General features: G+C 42.8%; 16 protein-coding genes. 9 read left to right on the top strand and 7 right to left on the bottom strand.

The features are described from left to right. The first annotated feature begins 190 nt into the window (after window positions 1-190). From AACX38_RS13950 to AACX38_RS20795, 4 genes are all read left to right on the top strand, one after another. Entirely contained in the window at window positions 191-1168 is a 978-nt protein-coding gene (locus tag AACX38_RS13950) for a serine/threonine protein kinase (RefSeq protein ID WP_228864631.1), read from the top strand. A gap of 17 nt (window positions 1169-1185) precedes the next feature. Then, complete coding sequence (gene dsbA / locus AACX38_RS13945; RefSeq protein ID WP_228864627.1) at window positions 1186-1809, top strand: thiol:disulfide interchange protein DsbA; 624 nt, start codon at window positions 1186-1188, stop codon at window positions 1807-1809. Between the two features lie 483 nt (window positions 1810-2292). After that, complete coding sequence (gene polA, locus AACX38_RS13940; protein WP_228864626.1) at window positions 2293-5130, top strand: DNA polymerase I; 2838 nt, start codon at window positions 2293-2295, stop codon at window positions 5128-5130. A 280-nt stretch (window positions 5131-5410) separates the two neighbouring features. Next, window positions 5411-5458: a hypothetical protein gene (locus AACX38_RS20795; RefSeq protein WP_438361642.1), complete on the top strand. Its 48-nt coding sequence runs from the start codon at window positions 5411-5413 to the stop codon at window positions 5456-5458. Between the two features lie 218 nt (window positions 5459-5676). Here AACX38_RS20795 and yihA read toward each other — a convergent pair whose 3' ends face one another. Further along, window positions 5677-6300, bottom strand: a complete 624-nt coding sequence (gene yihA / locus AACX38_RS13935; protein ID WP_228864625.1) for a ribosome biogenesis GTP-binding protein YihA/YsxC — start codon at window positions 6298-6300, stop codon at window positions 5677-5679. 110 nt (window positions 6301-6410) lie between these two features. Further along, window positions 6411-7307 carry a LysR family transcriptional regulator gene (locus AACX38_RS13930; protein WP_228864623.1) on the bottom strand — a complete coding sequence of 299 codons (897 nt, stop codon included), beginning with the start codon at window positions 7305-7307 and terminating at the stop codon, window positions 6411-6413. A gap of 125 nt (window positions 7308-7432) precedes the next feature. Between AACX38_RS13930 and AACX38_RS13925 the strand changes: the two genes are divergently transcribed. From AACX38_RS13925 to AACX38_RS13915, 3 genes are all read left to right on the top strand, one after another. Further along, the gene (locus AACX38_RS13925; protein WP_228864622.1) at window positions 7433-8395 is read left to right on the top strand and encodes an AEC family transporter; all 963 of its coding nucleotides are present in this window, start codon (window positions 7433-7435) and stop codon (window positions 8393-8395) included. A gap of 238 nt (window positions 8396-8633) precedes the next feature. Continuing rightward, window positions 8634-9203: a peptidylprolyl isomerase A gene (gene ppiA / locus AACX38_RS13920; protein WP_099109229.1), complete on the top strand. Its 570-nt coding sequence runs from the start codon at window positions 8634-8636 to the stop codon at window positions 9201-9203. A gap of 307 nt (window positions 9204-9510) precedes the next feature. After that, window positions 9511-10086: an aminodeoxychorismate synthase component II gene (locus tag AACX38_RS13915; protein WP_099120264.1), complete on the top strand. Its 576-nt coding sequence runs from the start codon at window positions 9511-9513 to the stop codon at window positions 10084-10086. 201 nt (window positions 10087-10287) lie between these two features. Here the strand turns inward: AACX38_RS13915 and crp are convergent, their stop codons facing one another. The 3 genes from crp to AACX38_RS13900 all read right to left on the bottom strand — a co-directional run bounded on the left by crp (window position 10288) and on the right by AACX38_RS13900 (window position 12574). Continuing rightward, window positions 10288-10920, bottom strand: coding sequence for a cAMP-activated global transcriptional regulator CRP (gene crp, locus AACX38_RS13910; protein WP_004240730.1), 633 nt, complete (start codon window positions 10918-10920; stop codon window positions 10288-10290). Between the two features lie 406 nt (window positions 10921-11326). Beyond that, entirely contained in the window at window positions 11327-12196 is an 870-nt protein-coding gene (locus AACX38_RS13905; RefSeq protein WP_099120263.1) for a phosphoribulokinase, read from the bottom strand. A gap of 159 nt (window positions 12197-12355) precedes the next feature. Further along, window positions 12356-12574: a YheU family protein gene (locus AACX38_RS13900; RefSeq protein ID WP_099120262.1), complete on the bottom strand. Its 219-nt coding sequence runs from the start codon at window positions 12572-12574 to the stop codon at window positions 12356-12358. A 139-nt stretch (window positions 12575-12713) separates the two neighbouring features. Between AACX38_RS13900 and AACX38_RS13895 the strand changes: the two genes are divergently transcribed. Further along, entirely contained in the window at window positions 12714-13316 is a 603-nt protein-coding gene (locus AACX38_RS13895; RefSeq protein WP_099120261.1) for a LysE family translocator, read from the top strand. Window position 13317: 1 nt separating this feature from the next. On the opposite strand, the gene murP is transcribed toward AACX38_RS13895, so the two are convergent. Next, window positions 13318-14766, bottom strand: coding sequence for a PTS N-acetylmuramic acid transporter subunit IIBC (gene murP, locus AACX38_RS13890; RefSeq protein ID WP_228864620.1), 1449 nt, complete (start codon window positions 14764-14766; stop codon window positions 13318-13320). 44 nt (window positions 14767-14810) lie between these two features. Continuing rightward, a complete protein-coding gene (gene murQ, locus AACX38_RS13885) occupies window positions 14811-15716 on the bottom strand; it encodes an N-acetylmuramic acid 6-phosphate etherase (RefSeq protein WP_228864618.1) in 906 nt (301 codons plus the stop codon). Window positions 15717-16119: 403 nt separating this feature from the next. Here murQ and AACX38_RS13880 point away from each other — a divergent pair, with 403 nt between their 5' ends. Next, entirely contained in the window at window positions 16120-17196 is a 1077-nt protein-coding gene (locus AACX38_RS13880; protein ID WP_228864617.1) for a hypothetical protein, read from the top strand. Window positions 17197-17259: the final 63 nt, after the last annotated feature.

Raw genomic sequence — 17259 nt, 5'->3', positions numbered from 1 at the left:
CCCTTGTGAATCAATATGTAACAGTGCTTATATGAACAAATGAGTATAACCTTTACGCGCGTTGACAGCCCAATTTTTTCTCCCAATCATGTCCCTTTGTTGTAAGACGGGTTATGGTTACGGGCTGTTCACTGTACCTTCAGGGTATGATTATCGACTGATTAAAGAGAACTTTGTTGTGGCAGAAACTATGGCTTTTAATTTTCAAAATATTACGCCGGATTTGATAATGGATGCGCTGGCGCAGTCTGGTCTGCGTGTTGATTCGGGTTTAACTGAGCTGAATAGCTATGAAAACCGGGTCTATCAGTTTATGGATGAAGACCGTAAACGTTATGTCGTGAAATTCTATCGTCCTCAGCGCTGGAACCGGCAGCAAATTCAGGAAGAGCATGAATTTACGCTGGCGTTACAGCAGGCAGATTTATCGATTGCTGCGCCGCTGGTTCTTGATGGGCAAACAGTACTGGAGCATGACGGGTTTTTCTTTGCCGTTTTCCCCAGCGTGGGTGGCCGTCAGTACGAGTCTGATAATTTTGATCAGCTGGAAGATGTCGGGCGGTTACTGGGGAAAGTTCATCAGATAGGCTACCAGAAAACATTTTCTGCCCGCCCGACTATCAGCCTCAACGAATATTTGTACCAACCCTATCAATATTTGACAGAATGCAACCTCATACCTAATGCGCATAAGGCTGCTTTCTTTGCTTCGCTGGACGAACTGAATAAAGTTGTTGAGTCACAGTGGAATGTTGACTGGCAGGGATTACGGCTGCATGGTGACTGTCATGCTGGTAATATCTTGTGGCGCGACGAGGCATGGTTCGTTGATCTTGATGATGCCCGTAATGGTCCGGCGATTCAGGATTTATGGATGTTACTTAACGGCTCACGGCAAGAACAGTTGATTCAGCTGGATATTCTGCTTGAATCATATAACCAGTTTGCGGAGTTCGATCTGAAAACACTGGCTCTGATAGAACCTTTGCGCGCGATGCGGATGGTCTATTATCTGGCATGGGTTGCTCGTCGCTGGCAGGATCCTGCTTTTCCCAAAGCGTTTCCATGGATGGCTGACAGTGACTTTTGGCATAAGCAGATAAGTCTTTTTGCTGAACAAATCCGGCTGTTACAGGAACCCCCCTTACAGCTAACCCCGATGTATTAATTTTTCTGGAGATCACGATGAAAAAATTTTGGTTTGCATTGGTGGGAGTGTTTATGGCATTTAATGCCAACGCTTCTGATTTTTCTGAAGGCAAGCAGTATGTTGAACTTAAAAAAGCGGTAGCTGATCAACCTCAGGTTGTGGAGTTTTTCTCTTTTTATTGCCCGCACTGTTACCAGTTTGAGAATATCTTTCATGTTCCCGGCACGATAGCAAAAAACCTTCCGGAAGGCGTTACACATGAACGTTATCACGTTGATTTTCTGGGGCCTTTAGGGAAAGACCTGACAGATGCCTGGGCTGTTGCTATTGTTTTGAAAGCACAGGATAAAGTGTTACCTGTATTATTTGATGGCATCCAGAAAACTCAGACTATCAATACTAAAGCTGATATCCGTAATGCATTTATTAAAGCCGGTATTTCTGGTGAAGATTATGACGCAGCACTGAATAGTTTCATTGTGAAATCGGTAGCATCTAAAGAACGTCAGGCGGCTCAGGATTTTCAGTTGCAGGGTGTTCCGGCCACGTTTGTTCTTGGTAAATACATGATTAATAATGGCGGAATTGAGACTAAATCGGTTCAGGACTACGCTAAAAAATTCTCGGATGTTGTGAATTATCTGGTAACCAAAAAATAAGCAATAAAAAACTTTAGTTTTATATGTACTCAATGAATTTCAGGCCGTATCGCAGTGCAAGGGAATAACAAATTTGTCGTGAGCGAATTTTCCCGGTCAACCTGAAAGATAAAGAGTAAAAAATAATACAGGCATTGTGCCAGCTAATTACAGGGCTGGCACAATGCTTGCTAAAATTACCCTTTCATAACATAAACTCCGGTTATATCCACAAGTCGGTGATTTGTAAGCAATTGCAATATTTTCGTAATATTTGACGTAATTCATTGATTTTTACCTCCAGTTATCCGTTTTTGATATGGATATACATAAATCTGTTTTATGTGCCAATTTTTTGTGCACAAAGTTATCCACAACTCATTTATCAGAAAACTTATTAAAGAGCGGGTATCAGAACGAGAAAATGATCGCAACATTCGTCTATGACAGCACAGTGTGGCATCCTATTCTTTATTCATACTCCAGAACGACGAAGACAATTTTATGGTACAGATAGCAGATAATCCCCTGATTTTGGTTGATGGTTCTTCATACCTTTATCGCGCATACCATGCTTTCCCTCCTCTGACAAACAGTGCGGGCGAACCGACAGGCGCCATGTATGGTGTACTGAATATGCTGCGCAGTTTAATCATGCAGTATCGGCCCAGCCATGTCGCAGTTGTGTTTGATGCCAAAGGCAAAACATTTCGTGATGAATTATTCGCTGAATATAAATCCCATCGCCCGCCGATGCCGGATGATTTGCGTGATCAGATTGAGCCTTTGCATAACATGGTCAGGGCGATGGGCTTACCCGTTCTGGTTGTGCCGGGCGTTGAAGCGGATGATGTTATTGGTACACTGGCATTACAGGCAGAAAAAGAAGGCCGCTCTGTCCTGATCAGTACGGGTGATAAAGATATGGCTCAACTGGTTACGCCGAATATCACCCTGATAAACACCATGACCAACACGATTCTAGGGCCGGAAGAGGTCACTGAAAAGTATGGTATTCCTCCGGAACTTATTATCGATTTCCTCGCACTGATGGGAGACTCTTCCGATAATATTCCGGGTGTACCGGGTGTTGGCGAGAAAACGGCTCTAGGGTTATTACAGGGGCTTGGTGGGCTGAATGATATCTATGCCAGACTGGATGAAATTGCAACACTCAGCTTCCGTGGTGCAAAAACACTGGGCGGCAAAATGGAGCAGCATAAAGAGGTGGCTTATCTCTCTTACCTGCTGGCAACCATTAAAACTGATGTTGATCTGGATAAAAATTGTCTGGATCTGGCGGTCGCTGCCCCTGATAACGAGGAATTACTGGCACAATTCAGCCGTTACGAATTCAAACGCTGGCTGAAGGATGTACAAGACGGCGGTTGGCTGGAAGGTCGTTCAGCGGAAAAAGGCGGGCAAAAGTCAGCGACAGGCGCTGCACCGACATCTTCAGCGCCCGGAAAACCTGCTGCTGTCAGTATTTCTCCGGAAAGCTACCAGACTATCCTTGATCGGAAATCCCTTGATGAATGGATTGAAAAACTGAAACAGGCTCCGGCATTCTCTTTCGATACAGAGACCGACGGGCTGGATACGTTAACCGCTAATCTGGTGGGCATGTCTTTTGCTGTTGTAAGTCAGGTAGGTGATGTGGAAAAACCGGCAGAAGGAGAAACAGATGTTGAGGCTGCATATCTGCCGCTGGGGCATGATTATCTGGATGCCCCACAACAGCTGGATCGGAATGAGGTGCTTGAAGCACTGAAACCGCTGCTGGAAGATGCGAGCCTGCCTAAAATTGGCCAGAACCTGAAATTTGACCGAGGCGTGCTCGAACGTTATGGCGTGGCGCTGAATGGTATTGTTTTTGATACGATGCTGGAATCATATGTGCTGAACAGTGTTGCAGGGCGGCATGATATGGATAGCCTTGCAGAGCGTCATTTAGGCTATAAAACCACTACTTTTGAAGAAATTGCCGGAAAGGGTAAAAAACAGCTTACTTTTAACCAGATCGCTCTGGAAGAGGCGGCTAAATATGCTGCGGAAGATGCCGATATTACCCTGCGTCTGCATCAGGCTATGTACCCACAGGTTGATTCTGTTCCGACACTGAAAAAAGTTTTCCGGGATATCGAAATGCCGCTGGTTCCGGTGCTTTCTCGCATGGAAAGAACGGGTGTTCTGATTGATGCCAACACGCTGGCAGAGCATTCAAAAGAAATTACGGCACGTTTACTCGAACTGGAAAAATCGGCTTATGAGCTGGCTGGAGAAGAATTTAATCTGGCTTCACCTAAGCAATTGCAGGTTATCCTGTTTGAAAAAATGAGCCTGCCTGTTGTGAAAAAAACACCGAACGGTGCGCCATCGACCAATGAAGAAGTGCTGGAAGAGCTGGCAGAACATCATGAGCTGCCAAGGGTTATTCTGGAACATCGCGGTCTGGCAAAACTGAAATCGACTTATACTGACAAGCTGCCACAGATGGTCAGCCCAGTGACACAGCGAGTTCACACTTCTTATCATCAGGCTGTAACGGCAACCGGGCGTCTTTCTTCCCGTGATCCTAACCTGCAAAATATACCTGTCCGTAATGAAGAAGGGCGACGTATCCGTCAGGCATTTATTGCACCAGAAGGTTATCGCATTCTGGCAGCGGACTATTCGCAGATTGAGTTGCGGATTATGGCGCATTTATCGCAGGATAAAGGCTTGCTGGAGGCTTTTGCGCAGGGTAAAGACATTCACCGTGCAACTGCCGCAGAAGTTTTTGGTGTATCGCTGGAACAGGTAACCAGTGAACAACGCCGCAGTGCTAAAGCGATTAACTTTGGCTTAATCTATGGCATGAGTGCGTTTGGTTTGTCCCGTCAGTTGGGTATTCCGCGTGGAGAAGCCCAGCGTTATATGGATCTTTATTTTGAGCGTTATCCGGGGGTTCTGGAATATATGGAACGTACCCGTCAGCAGGCCGCTGAGCATGGGTTTGTTGAAACGCTGGAAGGGCGTCGCCTGTACCTGCCGGATATCAAATCACGTAATGGCATGCGCCGTAAAGCCTCTGAACGCGAAGCTATCAATGCTCCAATGCAGGGAACTGCGGCGGATATTATCAAGCTGGCCATGATTGCAGTCGATGACTGGATCGTCCGTGAACAGCCAAAAGTACGTATGATCATGCAGGTTCACGATGAATTGGTGTTTGAAGTGCATGAGTCAGAGCTGGCTGCTGCGGAACAGAAAATCAGAGAGCTTATGGAGAAAAGCATGCAGCTCGATGTCCCTCTGAAAGTAGATGTAGGAACGGGGGATAACTGGGATCAGGCTCACTGATTTTTCTTGAATAATTTTTATATAAATGACGTCTATTTAATGAGCCAAAAATCTCTCAGTTATGCCGTGAAGAGGCATGGTATAAGAATTTTGGTTCATTTTTAGATTAGATCTAGATCTCACAAATATGTAATTAAACTACAAAAAAAATGGTGTAATCTCGGTGTTTGATCACATAATTTGGGCTGAATCGAGGTATTTTATGAAAATTAATTACAAAAAAATCTTTTGCTGATAAAAAAAATAAGGTAAAGTTGTCGGCGTAGGGTACAGAGGTAAGATGTTCTATCTTTCAGACCTTTTACTTCACGTAATCGGATTTAGCTGAATATTAGCTGCCCCAGCCATCTCTTTTGGCTGGGGCGTTTTTTTTATTTCCCCTTCATCTTTCAAGCCGCCTCTTTGTTGGCTTCACTCACTCACCCCAGTCACATAGTTAACTATGCTCCCGGGGATTCGCTCATTTGCCGCCGCGATGCAACTTGAAATCTATTGGGGGGCGTGATTGACGGTTCTTTCCGAGGCAGGGAGATAAAAAGGTGGAAATTACTCCACCTCAATAGCAGGCTGGCTGAACCAAGTATCAAGTTTTTGTTCAAGTTTATCGATACCGATTTTTTTCAGAGCAGAGAAATACTCAATCTGGATGTTACCTTCCAAAAATGCCAGCTCCTGACGTACCTTATTCAACTGACTTTTACGTGCGCCTGATGCCAGTTTATCGGCTTTGGTCAGCAGAACCATGACAGGAACCTGCATCACAACGGCCCATTCGATCATCTGCATATCCAGATCTTTCAGCGGGTGACGGATATCCATCAACACAACCAGACCTTGCAGACACTCACGTTTCTGGAGATATTCACCCAGTGCTTTCTGCCATTTGATTTTCATCTCCTCTGGCACCTGTGCATAGCCATAACCCGGCAGGTCAACAAGGCGTACGCCTTCCTCTACCTGAAACAGGTTAATCAGCTGGGTACGTCCGGGTGTTTTACTGGTACGGGCGAGGCCCTTTTGCCGGGTCAGTGCATTCAGGGCACTGGATTTACCTGCATTTGACCGACCGGCAAACGCGACTTCAATGCCCGTCTCCGGAGGCAGGTGGCGGATGTCTGGCGCACTCGTGACAAAGTGGGTCATGTGATAGTTATAGTTTTTGATGGTCAAAATGGTTATCTCCCTGCGGAATACACGAAAAACAGCGCGGTGATTATAGCGAGAGCAGCGGCTTGTGGACAGGTTAACTTTTTACTGCCCTTATTGCTGCTAAGCAGAGATCAAGATTCTGCCAGTGAACGGCGCAGATATTCAGCAAAAAGTGTGTACAGTTCACCTTGAGTGACAATTTTAAGAGCGAGCTGAATTGCCGGAACGCCGGGGACAGCATGCTTAGAAGATAAAATGCATAAATCATCAGTTATGGCACTGTCCGGTAATAACCCGATTCCCAAACCATGTTGTATTGCACTGCTGATATTACTAAATGAGGCACTGACATATGCCAAAAAATAGGGCTTATTCATATCTTCCAGTGCCTTAATAGCACACGCTCTGATGACACATCCTTCAGAAAAAGTCACTAATGGTATTTCCTGTAGTTCATTGAAATATAAATCTTTTGAGGCAACCCAGTGTAATGGCTCAATTTGAAGAAGTGTTTCAGTCTCAGTATTGATTGATTTTCCTTCCACACTTTTAAGAATAACCACATCCAATTGTTGCTTTTCAGTCATAGCCGAGAGTATCGGAGAGGGCGCTGCCGTAATTTCTATCTTTAACCCCGGATTTTTTTCTAGACACCATGAGATAGCCTGGTGTAGGTTTTTTATGTTGAAATCATCCGGCACACCGAGAGCGATCCTGCCTCTTAGCTGAAATGACTTTACTGAGTGCAGGGCTTGTGTCATGCGAAATAAAATATCTTTTGCTACGGGTAAGAGTTGTTTTCCTTCATTAGTTAAACCAATAATCTGCCCTTGTCGTCGATTAATTAAACGGCAGCCAATATCTTCTTCAAGTCGTTTAATACTCAGGCTAAGTGTAGATTGAGTTCTTCCTAATTCTTCTCCTGCACGGGTAAATCCTCCGTGTTTGGCGACGAAGACGAATGCTCGTAATTGTTCAAATGTGACTTGTCGGCCATCCAGACGATCAGCACGCATATTCTGCTCCATAGGGCACCTCTGCATTGCCATCATTGATAAATTCAATGATAAGAAAGGAATTATTTATTTAACAAAATTAAATCGTTATCGCAATATTGGCAAAAAAGAACTTTGACCTGCATAGGAGTGATTCAATGTTTATGATCGTTATTCCTATATTTCTCATCATACTGATTGGATACTGTTTTGGTCGTCTGCGCCCTGATAGCGGTAATTCCGATAAATTAATTAATGATTACGTTCTCTACATCGCTCTGCCAGCCTTATTATTTCTTTCTATTGCGCGTTCAGATATCAATGAGTTAGAACAGTGGGGATTTATCGGAGCCAGTTTAGCCGGGATCTGCATTGTCTATGCTATGGGAACTGTCATCGCAAAGTTTATGGGGGTTGGTTTTCCTCAGTCTTCAATTTTAAGTATGGGAGCCTGTTATGGCACAACGGGATATATGGGCATCCCAATATTACTCTCTATTTATGGGGAACCCGCAGCCCTTCCGGCGGCAATCGCGACGATTTTACACAATATACCTGCCATCATAGCGGTTATCATTAGCTATGATATGACTACCACGCGGCACAGCGCTAATGGCAGAATTTCTTTTTTCTACAGTATAGCGAAAGCATTAAAAACAACCTTTACCAACCCACTAACTGTTTCAGTTATTGCAGGATTGATCTTTGTGGCGTTTAGGCTCCCACTGCCGGAATTTTTACAGTCTTTTACCCACTTTCTGGCAAATGCAGCAGGGCCAACGGCATTATTTGCATTGGGGTTAGGGTTGTCCCGCTTTAACTTAAAAGAGCACGTTAATAGAGATGCACTAAAATTGGTGGCCCCGATGTTATTACTGAAATTAGGAATACAACCGTGGGTGACTTTTATTTGTGCTTATTACTTATTTGGTATGCAGCAACTCAATAATATTTGGTTTATTGTTGCTGTTGTTATGGCTGCACAACCTATCGGCGCCGGTGTTTATATTTTCGCCAGAGCATATAATTTCAGGCAGGAAGTCATTTCGCTCTCTATCATCATTTCACTTCTGGTCGCATTGATTACCATTCCGCTTATATTACAATTTATTTCGGTCTAACAACGCTTTTTAGCCTAATTTGTATGAATACATATCAAGGCAGGTGTTATTCGGAAAATAAACACTATCCTAAATATGAGAAGATAATATTTATCTGGATGATATTATTCAGTAAAGCGCATTATTACTCGTAAAAATGAGTAAATCTTTGCCACTTTGCTTGGTGGGGAATTACACTTAATGCGTTTTACTGATTTTATGAGTTTTGTTATTGACCTCGAGAATAAAGGAACCATCAATGTTTAAACGTATTTTTGTGCCGCTTATAACGGCATGTGCTATTAGCGTGATGGCTGCCCCAGCACTGGCTGCCGAAACTTATGTAAAGCTGGTGACATCAGCGGGTGAAATAGAGCTTGAGCTGAATGGCGATAAAGCACCAATCACCACAAAGAACTTCATTGAGTATGTGGATGAGGGGTTTTATAACAACACTATTTTCCATCGTGTCATCCCCGGCTTTATGGTTCAGGGCGGCGGCTTTACAAAAGATATGAAGCAGAAAGCAACCAAAGCCCCTATCAAAAATGAAGCTGATAATGGGTTGCGTAACCTGCGTGGCACGATAGCAATGGCACGTACCGCAGATAAAGATAGTGCAACCAGCCAGTTTTTTATCAATGTGGCGGATAATGCCTTCCTTGACCATGGTCAGCGTGATTTTGGTTATGCTGTTTTTGGTAAAGTCGTAAAAGGGATGGATGTGGTTGACAAGATTTCTCAGGTCAAAACAGAAAATGTTGGTCCTTATCAGAATGTTCCGGTTAAACCAATAATGATCCTCTCTGCTAAGGTGGTTTCTCAGTAACCCTGATGAGAAAACAGCGTTTTTTACCTGTAAATTAGAACATCGGCGGTATTTGCCTGTTATTACACTTTTCCGAAGTGTCAGACCTTTAAAAATACCGTCTCTCCCTCAATTCTTTTTCATCACTCCTACAACCATGGTTCACTCCTCTGGTCCCCGACCCTATTTTAAAGTAGCTTATGTGGTATGATGAGTGTCCTGCTATCGTTGACGTTGATTTACCTGATTTTACCGTAATACATAACGCACAGTGCCCAATAGGGCAAAGCAATATATAAAACTATAAAAATCAGTAGGATGTGATCCTATGCTATTAATAATAGATAACTACGACTCTTTTACATTCAATTTATATCAATACTTTTGTGAGTTAGGGACGCGTGTTTTAGTTAAACGTAATGATGAGCTACAGCTTGAAGATATCGAAGAGCTGGCACCGACCCATTTGGTGATCTCTCCGGGTCCCTGTACGCCGGATGACGCCGGGATCTCACTGGAGGTTATCTCTCATTTTGCCGGGAAATTGCCGATTCTGGGCGTGTGTCTCGGGCATCAGGCGATTGGACAAGCCTTTGGTGCGAGTGTTGTTAAAGCTCGTGAAGTGATGCATGGTAAAACCAGCTTAATTCACCATAATCAGCAGGGTGTATTCAAAGGACTGAACCGGCCGCTGACAGTAACCCGCTACCACTCTTTAGTTGTTGCGGCAGAAACATTACCGGCTTCTTTTGAAGTCACCGCATGGAGCCAGCATGATGGTAATGTGGATGAAATAATGGGAATACGTCACCGTACTTTACCTCTAGAAGGCGTGCAGTTTCATCCGGAAAGCATTCTGAGTGAACAGGGGCATGACTTACTGAATAATTTTCTGAAATACTAACGAAAACTATTTAATTCCTCTTTCGGCTATTTTTCACATCAGCTTTTGTGTAATACCCATAATCAGGTTATGGCGCCTAATTTATTTATGCGTCTGCGGGTTTCATTTCTTAGCAGGGGAATGAAGGGAGCTGAGTGATGAAAAACAAAAAGCCAGTGCGCGATGGGATGCACTGGCCTAATTCAAGCGCGATTTCAGGAACTAACGTGTTCCGTAAACGACAATAGTTTTGCCGTGCGCAGAGATCAGGTTTTGATCTTCCAGCATTTTCAGAATGCGACCGACTGTTTCACGGGAGCAACCGACAATCTGCCCGATTTCCTGACGTGTAATTTTGATTTGCATACCATCAGGATGAGTCATTGCATCAGGCTGTTTAGCCAGATTCAGCAATGTTTGGGCAATACGGCCTGTAACATCCAAAAATGCAAGGTTTCCTACTTTTTCTGACGTTGTTTGTAAACGGCTTGCCATTTGAGCAGATAAACGCATTAAAATATCAGGATTAACCTGAATTAACTGGCGAAATTTCTTATAGGAAATTTCAGCCACTTCGCAGGCGCTTTTAGCTCGCACCCATGCTGTACGCTCTTGCCCTTCTTCAAACAATCCAAGTTCACCAATAAAATCCCCCTGATTTAAATAAGAGAGGATCATTTCTTTACCTTCTTCATCTTTTATTAGAACAGCAACTGAACCTTTAACAATATAGTAAAGCGTTTCTGCCTTCTCACCTTGATGAATAAGCGTGCTCTTGGATGGATATTTGTGAATATGGCAGTGTGACAAAAACCATTCAAGAGTAGGGTCTGTTTGTGGCTTGCCGAGAACCATTCGCTTTATCCTCTGTTGTTATTTCCGCCTTTATGGTCAGAGAAACGGATCGTTTCTCATCAGGCTGGCTTTATAAAGTCAATAGATTAACATATTAACTTGCTGAAAAACTGACAAGCAGGAATTTTATATGGGAATCTCAGGGTAGCAGCATGTCGATGCATTGCTCCGAGCCCATAAAACTTGCCCGTTTCACGTGTAGCACTGTTTGTAACACAGGAAAAGGATTATGTCTCCTCCTGTATCGCTTCAGCATATAAAACCAGTTAACAAATAGCCAGAATTCTATTTGAAAAGCCTGATTTACTACATTTTCATTTATAAATGAGTGAATAATTGATGTTTTATCACAGGTAACATTATTTTTTGTTACCTGCATTATCGATAAATAAATAGCGGGCAATATTCAGGATATTTTTTTGCCTTCAAGTAATTGCTGAACTAACGGCGCCATAATTAACTCCATTGCCAGCCCCATTTTACCACCCGGAACAACGATAGTATTTATACTGGAAATAAACGAACCCTGAAGCATTGCCAGTAAATAAGGAAAATCGATTTGGCTCAGACCGCGGAAACGAATAACGATAAAGCTTTCGTCTAAGGAGGGAATTGCTTTGGCAGAGAATGGGTTGGAGGTATCGACAGTAGGAACACGCTGGAAATTGATATGAGTGCGGGAAAACTGGGGCGTAATATAGCGGATATAATCGTCCATTGAACGTACCACAGAATCCATCACAGCTTCCCTTGAATGTCCGCGTTCGCTGGTATCACGAATTAGCTTCTGTATCCACTCAAGGTTAACGATGGGAACAACACCAATCAGCAGATCCACGCAGCTGGCGACATTATGCTGTGGAGTGACAACACCACCGTGTAAACCTTCATAAAATAGCATATCGGTATTTGATGGTAGTGGCTCCCACGGGGTAAACGTGCCCGGAACCTGATTGTAGGGAACCGCTTCATCATACGTATGCAGGTACTTCCGCCAGCGTCCTGCGCCTGTTTCGCCATAATCAGAAAATGCTTTTTCCAGCATCTGGAAATCATTCGCTTCCGGGCCGAAATAGCTGATATGCCGCCCTTGTTCTTTTGCTTTACGTATTTCTGCGTCCATTTCGGGACGGGTATAACGGTGAAAGCTATCCCCTTCGATAAGAGCAGCGGTAATACCCAGTTGTTGGAAAATCTTGCGGAATGCCACACTGGTGGTTGTCGTTCCGGCTCCACTGGAACCGGTTATGGCAATGACAGGGTGTTTGGCAGACATAAGAACAGACTCCTTATCAGTAAAAAAACAGTTGGGATGATCTTTCTCGTAACCAGCAATTTTGAGCCAATAAAGCAGTACCAATAAAACAATGCCAATAGAACATACAAAAATTGAATGAAATGCTATTGAGCCGAAAAGGGTATAAAAAGAATCAGCTTACGGACGAAACTGCTCCTTAGGCATGATATTGACAGTTTCGTGCAATTCAGACCAGACCAGAATGACTTCGTTCCGTTCAAGCTGGCGTTTTACATCCTGTACTTTTTGCTCCAGCGTTTTTTCCGATTCACCATAATCAGTGCCTTCCCGTAAGACAAAACTCTCGATTAAGTTACGTAAAGTATCAGGTTCTATTTGTTTCCACGGGATAATCATTTTGTTCTCCATATATACCCTGCATCTTCCAAGTTGAATTACACACTTCGAAAACGGGTATAACTCACCTTGTGCGCTAAATAACATACTGCTATTTTCCTTGAAAGAAAATGACAATCATTAAGGGATAACGCAACTCATGACCGCCAGCCTGCTATTCTCACTCAGTACATTTATGTTTATCTCCGCGATTACACCCGGCCCGAATAATATGTTAATGACAACATCGGGTGCCAATTTTGGATTCCGCCGCTCGTTAATACTTTTTCTGGGAATGGTAATTGGAATGCAGACCATCCTGCTATTATCTGCGTTTGGTGTTGCGGCGTTATTGTTGGTCTATCCGGCTGTACACACAGGTTTGAAAGTGCTCGGTAGTTTGTACTTACTCTGGCTGGCCTGGAAAACCGTAACAGCACAGTATAAACAGTTGGATGCACAATCCCTCGGAACACCTCTTAAAGGCTATCAGGGCTGGTTATTACAGTTTCTGAACCCCAAAGCATGGATGATGGGATTAGGATCTGTCAGCAGTTACAGCTTAGCCGGAGATTTATATATCCACTCTATTTGGGTCATCAGCGTAGTGATGATACTCAGTAATATAGCCACAGGCTTGGTATGGCTGAATCTCGGTGTCATGATTGGTCGCCTGTTAAAAGGCCGTACAGCATGGTTTACTTTCAATATCGTGATGGGGCTTTTGACAGCAGCCTGTGTGCCATTGATCTGGATTAACTGAATCAGCTTAAATCAATATTTGTGCTGCCGAAGAAGAACGTCAGCACAAAGCCGCTGATATACGCAACAATCAGCCCCGCACCGTATACCGCCATTCCCGTGAATATTCCTGTCAGGGATGTCATCAAGGGCAAAGCGACTATACCGGAGGGGCCAAAGACCGTATTCAGGCCGACAGGTACACCTAGCCAGGCAATCAGCCCGATAAAGAAGCCGCCGATTGCACCACCAAAACAGGCCGTTACAAAAGGCTTGATGCGGGGCAGAGTCACGCCATAGATTAAAGGTTCACCAATTCCCAGAAAACCCGGAATAATGGCGCCTTTGATTTGAATACGCAGCAATGAATCTTTTTTCGCTCTGGCATATAACGCGAGAGCAGAACCAACCTGCCCGGCTCCGGCCATCGCCAGAACCGGAAACAAGGAGTTAAAGCCCTGTGTTTCCACCAGAGCAAAATAAACCGGTATAAAGCCCTGATGCACACCAAACATCACGGCTATCAGGAACAATCCGGCTAAAACAGCGGTCCCGAACGGATTGCCATTCAGATTGGTGAAAAGCCATGACATTGCCGTAAACAGGTAACTCCCGATCGGCATAATCACGATAAAAGTCACTGCACCCATAATCAGTAGCGTGATGGCGGAAGTCAGGATCATATCCAGATCAGACGGTATAATTTTGCGTATTTGCTTCTCAACCCAAGCTCCCAGAATACAGGCAATCAATACCCCGAAAATATTTCCCCGTGGGTCGATAGCGAAGCCAAAGAAATTACTGATACCGGAATAAAAGCCACTGGTGGCATCGGGGTTATAACCCAGAATAAACAGAGCAGCGATAATCGCACCATTAATACCTGAACCACCGAATGCCTTCTGCGCATTATAGCCAATCAAAATGCTGAAGAAAGTGAACATCCCTTTACTGAAAATCTTCATATAGCCGATCATTTCAACCAGCACAGCATTAGGTTGTGCAACGCCCTGAATAAAAATTTGCTCCAATAAAGTGGCGATCCCCAGTAACAGCCCGACAGCAATAAAACCCGGAATCAGTGGTGTAAAAATAGTGGCAAATCTAGCAAGGAACTTATGGATTGAGCTGGTTTGCTTCTCCTTGAGGTGTTTTTTATTGGAAGAAGCAATATCTTTCAAATCTGCTGAATGGTGTTCCGGGGCCGGATGCCCGGCAGAACTTAATAACTCATTCATCATCTCTGCGGCTGTCTGGGCTTTGCCGGGGCCAAGAACAATCTGAAGCTGCTCATTACTTTCGACTACACCCAGAACGCCGGGGATCAGTTTTAGTTTTGCTTTATCGACGATTGAATCATCACGTAATGTTAACCTCAGGCGGGTCATGCAATTACCGCACTGTATGACATTACTTGCCCCGCCAATGGCGCTGAGTATTTCAGGCAACATATTCGGATTAATTTTAGCCATTTAGCACCCTTACCATCGATACCTATATAGGGAAAAGGTAATCACTATCGGACTGTTGAAATCGCAGGCCGGATGAATCCCTGATGTTTTGTTAATAACATTCGGGCTTCTTCGGCACTGCTCCCCGATAGAATCATCACAATTGCAGTTTTGCAGTGACCGTTACAGGCAATTAGGGCTTGTTCTGCCGCTTCTCTGTTGCATTCGGTAGCTGCCATCACAATATTTTTTTGCCGTTCGATTAACTTAGCATTAGTGGCTTCAACATCCACCATCAAATTGCTATATACCTTGCCGGTACGGATCATGGCACCGGTTGTGACCATATTCAGTACTAGCTTTTGCGCTGTACCTGCTTTCATACGGGAAGAACCGGTGACAACTTCCGGCCCGACAACCGGTGTAATTGCGATATCAGCCAGCCGGGTCATCGGGCTGTCAGGATTGCAACTAATACAGGCGACAGTTGCTCCTATGGATACCGCATATTCCATCGCACCTAATACATAGGGAGTCCGGCCACTGGCGGCAATTCCGACCAGTACATCTTTTTTACTAAAGTGTAGTTCCTTAAGATCATCTGTGCCCAGTTGCCGGTTATCTTCCGCATTTTCTACCGCTTTCAGAATAGCCTTATGCCCGCCAGCGATTAAACCGACAACCTGTTCTGGTCTGGTGCCATAGGTTGGCGGGCATTCACTGGCATCCAGAATTCCTAATCGCCCCGATGTACCTGCACCGCAGTAAACCAATCTCCCGCCACGACGGAAAGCCTCTGCCACTTTATCCACGACGAGAGCAATTTGAGGTAACGTCTGCTCAATAGCAAGAGCAACTTTTTTATCTTCATCGTTAATGACACGCAGCATATCCAGTGTCGATAACTCATCAATATGAGCACTGGCAGGATTACGGCTTTCAGTTACCAGATTATTGAGGTTGATTTTCATTGTTTATCACCATAATTATTAATAATATAAATCAGTTAATTATTATATATCTGTTGGAAATGGTCAGGTTATATTATTGAGCATGTGAAGTAAAATATAGATGCTATTTTCATGGTTTTTCAAATAATTAATAACATACTAATTATGGATTGCGAAATTTAAATGTAAAAACCACCGGAAAGTTATATATTTTTGAATGTAACAATGGTCTTATTTAATTTTTATAGGTCTTTATTTTGGATGGTTGGTTATCACCTGATAACTATTTTTCATTATGCAATTTGGTTGTTATATTGCTTAATTTTCACTAGTGGATAAAAAGTAAATTATGCATATTAATCTTTTTTATCTATGTGTGTTTTTATTTTACTGAATGATTCAATTAAAAATATGAGGTGATAATATGTCGATGGATATATTTTTATCTGTTCCTAATGGTGCAGATGTTGTAGTTGGTCAAGGTATTATTTTAGATGTTAAAATTTCATCAAAAACAAAATTGCCGTCCAATTTCTCTATTAAGTTAGAAAGTCTTAATGGATTAATGGTAGACCCAGATTATCCAGGCTCTCCAACATTAAATTCAAATGGTGATTTTTTCACACAATCATTCTTTTTACGAGTAAGTAACTCTATAAGTTCAGTAGGCAGTGTATCTTATGTGTTGAGTCCTTCTGTGGGTATACCAGTAAAAATTACATATTATGCTAATGAATTTGATATAAACTCAGGAGGGTTTTTAACTTTAGATAAAAAAATTATAGAAACTCCTATAGAAAATAATAATCCGACTGATAATGGAAATACCTATCTTACTTATTTTGTAAACTTAAAAAATAAGACTGGGGAGCCATTGAAGAGAACCCCTGCGATGTTCTATATTTTTTATAAAAATAAAATGGAAGATTTTGTATATACAAATGACCCGGATCATGATGGTTTACCCCTTAAAATTATTGATATTAGGCCTCATGGAGATCATAGTGTTATTATTATTAATAGTGATGATTTAGGTTATATTAGCTTCCGTGCTTACCCTAAAAAAGATAAGGTGCTATCTGCTGCGTGCTTCCTTCTTTTAGACATGGCATATATGGGGGATAGAGCTTATATCATATTACCTTATTCTAAAGGTTTCGGTGATTTTCTTCCTAAACCAATAATTCCGGAACTGATTAATGGAAAACTGTATAAAGGAGCTGGAGAGCAATTTGAAGTGGATGTACCATCCTATACAGGAGTACAACTTATTGATAGAATAGTTTTTTTCTCTGAGTTACAAGATGATATGCCTGTATCAGATTCTATATTATATGAATATGTAATGGAATCTAGTCAGGGACATAATTTTAGATTTTTTATACCCTATGATAAGCTCCCAGCAGGGAAAGAAATAACACTTTATTACTTTATTGTGACAAGTGATGGTAATCGTGTAATGTATTCTAACTTTTTGAATTTTGAGTATATTATTAAGTGATTTTTGATTTTTAAATGCATCTGTTAATAGGAGGTGCTTTTTAGCTTTATTTATATTTATCTT

It is taken from the genome of Xenorhabdus sp. PB30.3, from assembly GCF_963895965.1.
In the GTDB taxonomy this organism is placed as follows: Bacteria; Pseudomonadota; Gammaproteobacteria; order Enterobacterales; family Enterobacteriaceae; genus Xenorhabdus; species Xenorhabdus stockiae.
This window is presented reverse-complemented; position numbering and strand designations above follow the sequence as displayed.